Source organism: Burkholderia sp. AU39826 (assembly GCF_020419965.1).
In the GTDB taxonomy this organism is placed as follows: Bacteria; Pseudomonadota; Gammaproteobacteria; order Burkholderiales; family Burkholderiaceae; genus Burkholderia; species Burkholderia semiarida.
The window spans coordinates 127031-134255 of sequence record NZ_JAIZQG010000019.1; the positions used below are offsets into that span (position 1 = coordinate 127031).

The following is a 7225-nucleotide window of genomic DNA, read 5'->3' on the forward strand; positions in this document are numbered from 1 at the left end:
GGCACTCCTCTTCGCAGTGGCATCTGGCCTTGTTGTCCCCTAGGTGGGGCAAGCCTTGCCGGTTTCAAGGGGCTTGCGCTGCACACCCCGTTCCTCCCGTTCGCGTGGGGTGTATCGGTTAGAAGCCGATGTCTATCAAACGTTTCTCATTGTGAGCCGGTGGACTGAAATAGTTGTTAAAGAGTGTCATCGGCCATTTCCGGGAAAACTGTAATCGGTCGAAATTGCCGATTCGTGCATGTTTTTACTGTGTGACAACCGAGGAGGCCGGTGGTTGCACGGTTGCAGCGGGCGTGGACGGCGCCGCTTGCGCGGGCGGCGCGGCCGGCGCATCGGGCGCCGGCGCGGCGTCGGGCGCGCTCGTTGCGCCGCCGGGCGGTGCTGCATCCGCAGGCACGTCCGGTGCGGCGAGGCGGCCGTGCCACAGCAGCTCGATCTGCGCGCCGTTCGGCTCGGTCTGCACGAGCCGCGCGGGCAGCCAGCCGAGCGACGGCGCGAGCCACATGTCGATGCGGCGCGTGTCGCCGTCGCGGCGCGGCAGGCGCATGAAGTGCCGCGCGGCGATGACGCCGGCCTGCGTCTGCACCTGCTCGTCGCCGATCACGGTGATCGGCCAGGTCTCGCCGCTGTTGTTGTCGATCACGAAGAACTGCTGCGTGACGCCCGGCTTGTACGCGGAAGGATTGCCGCGCACGAGCCCCGACAACTGCATCAGCATGCTGAAGCGGTCCTGCACGCCATCGGGCAGCGGCGCGTTGTTCGGCGTGCGCGTGAACACGACCTGCCGGATCTCGCGGTTGAAGATCGCGATGTCCTCCGGCCGCTTGCCCCGCTTCTCGACGTAACGGTCGGGCGCGACGCCGAATGCATCGATGCGGCCTTCGCTGCGATAGGCGAACGGGCCGACGAACGGCACGGGCATCGACACCGACAGGTCGTAGGTGTGCCCGTCGGTGCGCCAGCGGATCGTGCCGATCATGTTCTGCATGCCGTTGTAGAACGTGTCGTACTGCAGGTCGCCGGACGGCGGCGCGGCGAACTTCACGCCGCTCGCGGCAGGCCCCGGCGTCGCGGCGCTGGCGCCGGCGGCCGGTGCGGCGTGCGCGCCCGAGGCGCCCGGTACGCCGCTCGCGGCGGACGCGGCGGCAGCCGGCGGTTCGCCGTGCTCGGCCGTCTGCGTCGACGTGAGGACCGGTTCGTCCGGCGGCGCGGGTTTCGGCGGGGCCGCCTTCGGCGCGGCGGGTGCGGCCGGACGTTCGACCGGCTTCGACGCTGGCGGCGCAGGCTGGCGTTCGATCGGCCGCGGTTTCAGCAGTTCGATCTGCACGGGGATGTCGGCGGGCGGCGGCGGCGTGAACGATTCGCGGTTGCGCATCAGCCAGAACCCCGCGAGCGCGTGCAGCACCAGCACGGCGACGAGCGCGACGCCCACGCGCAGCCAGCGGCGGGGAGGGGCGTAACTCGGGCGAAGGTCGGCAGGCTGCATGGGCATCGGAACGGGGTCGGGGCGCGTGCGTGACGTCGGGCGCGCGGCGCGCGCCACAGGAATCGGACCGCCGGATGCGCCGCGCGTTCGCGACGCGTGACGTGGGGTGAGCCGGAGGCGTCAGGCGTCGCGTGCGTCGGGACTATAGCCGAGTTCGTAAGACAGTTTCCGCGCGCACGCGCGCAGCGCCGTGTCGATCTCGCCGCCCCACGCGATGTCGAACGAGCCTTCCTGGCCGAGCGCGACGATCGCGAGCGCGAGTTCGCCGACCGCGTCGAACACCGGCATGCAGAACGCGTGGATCGTCGGCAGCAGCATCCCCTCGACGCGCGCGGCCTCGTGCCGGCGCACGTCGGCGAGCACGGCGTCGACTTCGTCGAGCGTGCGCGGGCCGCCATGGTGCGGCGAGCGGCGCGTATCGGCGAGTTCGCGCTCGAGCATCGCGGCGGTCTTGCTGCGCGGCAGGTACGCGGCGAACAGCAGGCCCGTCGCGGAGCCGAGCAGCGGCATCACGTCGCCGAGCTTCAGCGACGCCTTCGCCGGATGGCTCGATTCCATCCAGTGCACGATCGTCGGCCCCTGGTTGCCCCATACCGCGATGCCGACCGTCTGGTCGAGGCGGTCGCGGAATTCGGTCAGCGCGATCCGCGCGAGCTTCACGCCGTCGACGCGCGCGAGCCGCGCGAGGCCCATCTGCAGCGCGAAGCCGCCGAGCTCGTAGCGGCCCGAGACGGGATCCTGCGACACGACGCCGAGCCGCGAGAAGCTGACCAGGTAGCGGTGCGCCTTCGCCGGGCTCATGCCCGCGCGCTGCGCGAGATCGCGCAGCATCATCGCGCGCGGCTCGCTCGTCAGCACGTCGAGCAGGCGGAAGCCGACCTCGATCGACTGGATGCCGGAACGGACCTTCTCGCCGTGCTCGCCGGACGCGGTGTCGTCGGTATCGGAGTCGGTGAGATCGTCGTCGGGAAGCGGGCTGGCGGGCATGGGCAACGGGTGCGCGAAAATGCGGCAGGAAACGGGGTGAAAACGGCGCGCGCGATCGGGGCGCGCCGCATGGATTCACCATCGTAAAATAGATTCCCTCCATCGTCACTACAACGGCAGATCCTCCCTATGAAACTTGCTTCGCTGAAGGACGGCACGCGCGACGGCCAGCTGATCGTCGTGTCGCGCGACCTGCACACCGCGGCGATCGCCGATGCGGTCGCGCCGACGCTGCAGCGCGTCCTCGACGACTGGGCGTTCTACGCGCCGCAACTGCGCGACCTGTACGACGCACTGAACCACGGTCGCGCGCGCAACGCGTTCGCGTTCGATCCGGCCAACTGCATGGCGCCGCTGCCGCGCGCGTTCCAGTGGGCCGACGGCTCCGCGTACGTGAACCACGTCGAGCTCGTGCGCCGCGCGCGCGGCGCGGAGATGCCGCCCGAGTTCTGGACCGATCCGCTGATGTATCAGGGCGGCAGCGACGATTTCCTGGGGCCGCGCGACGACGTCGTGTGTCCGTCCGAGGAATGGGGCATCGATTTCGAGGCCGAAGTCGCGGTGATCACCGGCGACGTGCCGATGAGCGCGTCGCCCGACGCCGCGCTGAAGGCCGTGCGGCTCGTCACGCTCGCGAACGACGTGTCGCTGCGCAACCTGATTCCGGCCGAACTCGCGAAGGGCTTCGGCTTCTTCCAGAGCAAGCCCGCCACCGCGTTCGCGCCGGTCGCCGTCACGCCGGACGAGCTCGGCGACGAATGGCGCGAGGGCCGCGTGCACCGCCCGATGATCGTCCACTGGAACGGCAAGAAGGTGGGGCAGCCCGATGCGGGTACCGACATGGTGTTCCACTTCGGCCAGCTGATCGCGCACGCGGCGAAGACGCGCAACCTGCGTGCCGGCTCGATCGTCGGCTCCGGTACGGTATCGAACAAGGATGCGAAGCGCGGCTACTGCTGCATCGCCGAGAAGCGCTGCCTCGAGACGATCGAGCACGGCGCGCCGCAGACCGAATTCATGCGTTACGGCGATACCGTGCGCATCGAGATGTTCGATGCGGCCGGCACGTCGATCTTCGGCGCGATCGAGCAGTCGGTTTCCCCGCCCGACGGCGCGGCATAGGCAACGCGGCGGCGGCACCCGGCCTCGGCCCGCGCGCCGGGTTTCGCCCGATGTTTGACCGCGCGGGCTTGGCTACACTCGATTCAAGCGTTCGAGCGCCTCGAACAAGGAGCAGCAGATGGCCGATCTCGCCGCGTACGGCGGTTACGAAGCACTGAAGGTGACGCGCCGCGATCATGGCGTGCTCGATATCGTGATGAGCGGCGAGGGGGCGAACCGCAGCGGCCTCGCGACCGCGAACGCGCGCATGCATCGCGAGCTCGCCGACATCTGGCGCGACGTCGACCGCGATCCCGACACGCGCGTCGCCGTGATCCGCGGCGAAGGCAAGGGTTTTTCGGCGGGCGGCGATCTCGCGCTCGTCGAGGACATGGCGAACGATTTCGACGTGCGCGCCCGCGTGTGGCGCGAGGCGCGCGACCTCGTCTACAACGTGATCAATTGCGGCAAGCCGATCGTGTCGGCGATGCATGGCCCGGCCGTCGGCGCGGGGCTCGTCGCCGGGCTGCTCGCCGACATCTCGATCGCCGCGAAGGATGCGCGCATCATCGACGGCCACACGCGGCTCGGCGTCGCGGCCGGCGACCACGCGGCGATCGTGTGGCCGCTGCTGTGCGGGATGGCGAAGGCGAAGTACTACCTGATGCTGTGCGAGCCCGTAAGCGGCGAGGAGGCCGAACGGATCGGGCTGGTCTCGCTCGCGGTCGAGCCCGCCGACCTGCTGCCGAAGGCGTACGACGTGGCCGAACGGCTCGCGCACGGTTCGCAGTCAGCGATCCGCTGGACCAAGTACGCGCTGAACAACTGGCTGCGCACGGCCGGGCCGACCTTCGATACGTCGCTCGCGCTCGAATTCATGGGCTTTTCGGGGCCCGACGTGCAGGAAGGCATCCGCTCGCTGCGCGAGCGGCGCCCGCCCGCGTTTCCCGGCGACGCGCCGTTCTGACGCGCGCGCTATGATCGAATCATGGGCGGCCGCGCGACGCACGGCCGCCTCGCTCCCCCAGTCAACCAGGATGCCCGTATGACGACCGATGCCTCCGGCGCCAACCCTTTCGCCGGCTTTGCCGGGTTCCAGCCCGCCGACATGATGGACCGGATGTGGGACATGATCCGGATGTCGCCGTTCGGCGGGATGGCGCCCTTTCCGGGCGCCGCGCACGGGCTGCCGCCGTCGCTGTCGAGCATGTCCGACATGATGTCGCCGCTCACGAGCGTCGAGGAGCTCGACAAGCGGATCACCGATCTGCGCGCGGTCGAGCAGTGGCTGAAGCTCAATCTCGGGATGCTGCAGTCTGCGATCCAGGCGCTCGAGGTGCAGCGCGCGACGCTCGCGACGCTGCGCGCGTTCGGCGCGTTCGCGCAGAGCTCGATGTCGGCGGCCGAGGACGCGGCGGTCGCCGCCGCGCAGGCCGCGAAAACCTCGGCGGGCGAGGCCGCGCCCGCACCGGATGCGGCGGCTCCGGCGGCGGATGCGCCGGAAGGCGACCCCGCGCAGCAGCCGTTCGATCCGGCCGGCTGGTGGAACCTGCTGCAGACGCAATTCAACCAGCTCGCGAGCCTCGCGATGGCGCAGCCGGGCATGCAGCCGGCGGCGCCGGGCGCCGCGTCGCCCGAGCCCGCCGCCGCGCCGGAACCCGTCGCGAAGCCCGCCGCCGCCGCGCCGCGCAAGCCCGCGGCCAAGCGCGCCGCGAAGCCGTCCGGTTCGGCCGCGGCGCGCGCGGCGGCCGCTTCGTCGCCCGAAACGCGTCCGCCGAAGCGCTCGACGTGATGCGGCGCAGGTAGCAGGTCGATCATGCGACTCGCGCTCGTTCTGATGGGAGGCGGCGCGCGCGCCGCATACCAGGTCGGCGTGCTGAAGGCGCTGGCCGAGATCGCGCGCGAGGCCGATCCGCAGCGGCACACGGTGCCGTTCACGGTCGTGTGCGGTTCGTCGGCCGGCGCGATCAACGCGACGTCGATCGCGAGCCACGCGGACGACTTTTCCCATGGCGTGCGGCGCCTGCTCGAATTCTGGGAGCCGTTGCGCGCCGATTACGTGTATCGCACCGACTGGCTCGGCATCGCGGGCGCCGGCGCGCGCTGGCTCGCGACGATGACGTTCGGCTGGGCGGCCCGCCGCTCGCCGCGCGGGCTGCTCGACAACACGCCGCTCGCGCACCTGCTGCAGCGCGAGCTGAGCTTCCACCGGATCGAGCAGATGCTCGAGGCGCGCCTGCTGCACGCGCTCGCGGTCACCGCGCTCAGCTATTCGAGCGGCCGGCACCTCACGTTCTACCAGGCCGCCGAGCCGATCCAGGCGTGGCGGCGCGCGCAGCGCACCGCGCGGCTCGTCGATCTGTCGGCGTCGCACCTGCTCGCGTCGTCGGCCATTCCGTTCGTGTTTCCCGCCGTGCCGCTCGTGCTCGACGGACAGGTCGAGTACTTCGGCGACGGCTCGATCCGGCAGATCGCGCCGCTGTCGCCGGCGATCCACTTCGGCGCGGACCGGATCGTCGTCGTGGGCGCCGCCGACCCCCGGCCCGAGATTCCGGCCGCGAACGGCGCGGGCCGGGCGCGCGGCTACCCGACGCCCGCGCAGATCGGCCAGCAGGTGCTCGCGAGCGTGTTCCTCGACTCGATCGGCTCGGACATCGAACGGATCGAGCACATCAACCGGATGATCGAGCATCTGCCGCACCAGGTCGAGATCGACAGCGGCTGGCGGCACGTCGACGTGCTCGCGATCGCGCCGTCCGAGCGCATCGAGCTGATCGCCGCGAAGCACCTGAAGCAGATGCCGGCGACGATGCGCGGGCTGCTCGGCGCGATCGGCGGCAGCCAGCCGGCCGGCGCGTCGTTCGCCAGCTACCTGCTGTTCGAGGAAGCCTTCACGCGCGAGCTGATCGAGCTCGGCTACCGCGATGGCCGCGCGCAGCGCGAGACGCTCGCCGGCTGGATCGCGCAGGCGGACGGCAGCAGCGCGCCGGCGGCCGGCACGCCGCCCGAAGACGGCCTCGCGACCGACGAAATACGGGTCTGACACGCGCAGGCGCAATGCAAGGTTGCGTTTTCGCGACGGCCGGCCGCGACCGATCGCCGCATCCCGGTTGGCGGCGCGCGACCGGGCCGGCGTCTCGGAAGCGTCATGCACGCGTGCTATCATGGCCGCCGCCGTATACACCATATCGAGCAGCCCGCCGATCCGGCATCCGCACGGGACCTTTCGGGGAACCCGCCTGGGGCAGGGGACGGGCGCGCCAACGAGCCGGCCAGCGCCGGCCCCCCACTCAGGCAAGCGCGGCCGGCTCCGTCCGAACGGAGCGGGTTGCAGCATGCCCAACGGCGGCGACGCGGCCGCCCGGCAGCCGGACGAGGAATCAGCGTCCGGCGGGCCGGTTTCCCGCGTAAAATTAGAGTCTTGGCTGCAAAAAGCGCGCGTGGCGCGCTTGCGCGGCAACAGTCACGTTTAGAGAAGTCGCATTGCGCAGAACAGGGGTGGGACCATCATGAACACCATGCTTTATCCGGAACTTTACAGGTCGCTCGAAGCTGTCCGCTGGGACATGGAGAAGGACATTCCGTGGGACAAGTTCGACGCTTCGCTGCTCACCGACGAGCAGGCGAAGACGATCAAGATGAACGCGATCA

The 7225-nt window shown here is 70.4% G+C and carries 6 protein-coding genes and 1 pseudogene; 5 read left to right on the forward strand and 2 right to left on the reverse strand.

The features are described 5' to 3' along the window. Positions 1–244: 244 nt before the first annotated feature. Together LGM42_RS26015 and LGM42_RS26020 are read right to left on the reverse strand one after the other, a co-directional pair. Positions 245–1492 (reverse strand): DUF3108 domain-containing protein, encoded by a 1248-nt coding sequence (locus LGM42_RS26015; protein WP_226233682.1) that lies wholly within the window; start codon positions 1490–1492, stop codon positions 245–247. Positions 1493–1606: 114 nt separating this feature from the next. Next, the gene (locus LGM42_RS26020; protein WP_059585384.1) at positions 1607–2473 is read right to left on the reverse strand and encodes an IclR family transcriptional regulator; all 867 of its coding nucleotides are present in this window, start codon (positions 2471–2473) and stop codon (positions 1607–1609) included. A 129-nt stretch (positions 2474–2602) separates the two neighbouring features. Between LGM42_RS26020 and LGM42_RS26025 the strand changes: the two genes are divergently transcribed. The 5 genes and pseudogenes from LGM42_RS26025 to LGM42_RS26045 form a co-directional block, all read left to right on the forward strand. Next, positions 2603–3595, forward strand: coding sequence for a fumarylacetoacetate hydrolase family protein (locus tag LGM42_RS26025; protein WP_226233684.1), 993 nt, complete (start codon positions 2603–2605; stop codon positions 3593–3595). A 118-nt stretch (positions 3596–3713) separates the two neighbouring features. After that, on the forward strand, positions 3714–4541 hold the full coding sequence (locus LGM42_RS26030) for an enoyl-CoA hydratase/isomerase family protein (RefSeq protein ID WP_060317010.1): 828 nt from the start codon (positions 3714–3716) through the stop codon (positions 4539–4541). Positions 4542–4619: 78 nt separating this feature from the next. Beyond that, on the forward strand, positions 4620–5366 hold the full coding sequence (locus tag LGM42_RS26035; RefSeq protein ID WP_059585381.1) for a PhaM family polyhydroxyalkanoate granule multifunctional regulatory protein: 747 nt from the start codon (positions 4620–4622) through the stop codon (positions 5364–5366). Positions 5367–5390: 24 nt separating this feature from the next. Continuing rightward, complete coding sequence (locus tag LGM42_RS26040) at positions 5391–6617, forward strand: patatin-like phospholipase family protein (protein WP_059585380.1); 1227 nt, start codon at positions 5391–5393, stop codon at positions 6615–6617. Positions 6618–7083: 466 nt separating this feature from the next. Beyond that, a pseudogene (locus LGM42_RS26045) lies at positions 7084–7225 on the forward strand (ferritin-like domain-containing protein); the annotation flags it as partial.

Excerpts from the sequence above, each read along its gene's own strand:
- LGM42_RS26015 (WP_226233682.1), bottom strand. The coding sequence starts at position 1,492 with ATGCCCATGCAGCCTGCCGACCTTCGCCCGAGTTACGCCCCTCCCCGC.
- LGM42_RS26020 (WP_059585384.1), bottom strand. The coding sequence starts at position 2,473 with ATGCCCGCCAGCCCGCTTCCCGACGACGATCTCACCGACTCCGATACC.
- LGM42_RS26025 (WP_226233684.1), top strand. The coding sequence starts at position 2,603 with ATGAAACTTGCTTCGCTGAAGGACGGCACGCGCGACGGCCAGCTGATC.
- LGM42_RS26030 (WP_060317010.1), top strand. The coding sequence starts at position 3,714 with ATGGCCGATCTCGCCGCGTACGGCGGTTACGAAGCACTGAAGGTGACG.
- LGM42_RS26035 (WP_059585381.1), top strand. The coding sequence starts at position 4,620 with ATGACGACCGATGCCTCCGGCGCCAACCCTTTCGCCGGCTTTGCCGGG.
- LGM42_RS26040 (WP_059585380.1), top strand. The coding sequence starts at position 5,391 with ATGCGACTCGCGCTCGTTCTGATGGGAGGCGGCGCGCGCGCCGCATAC.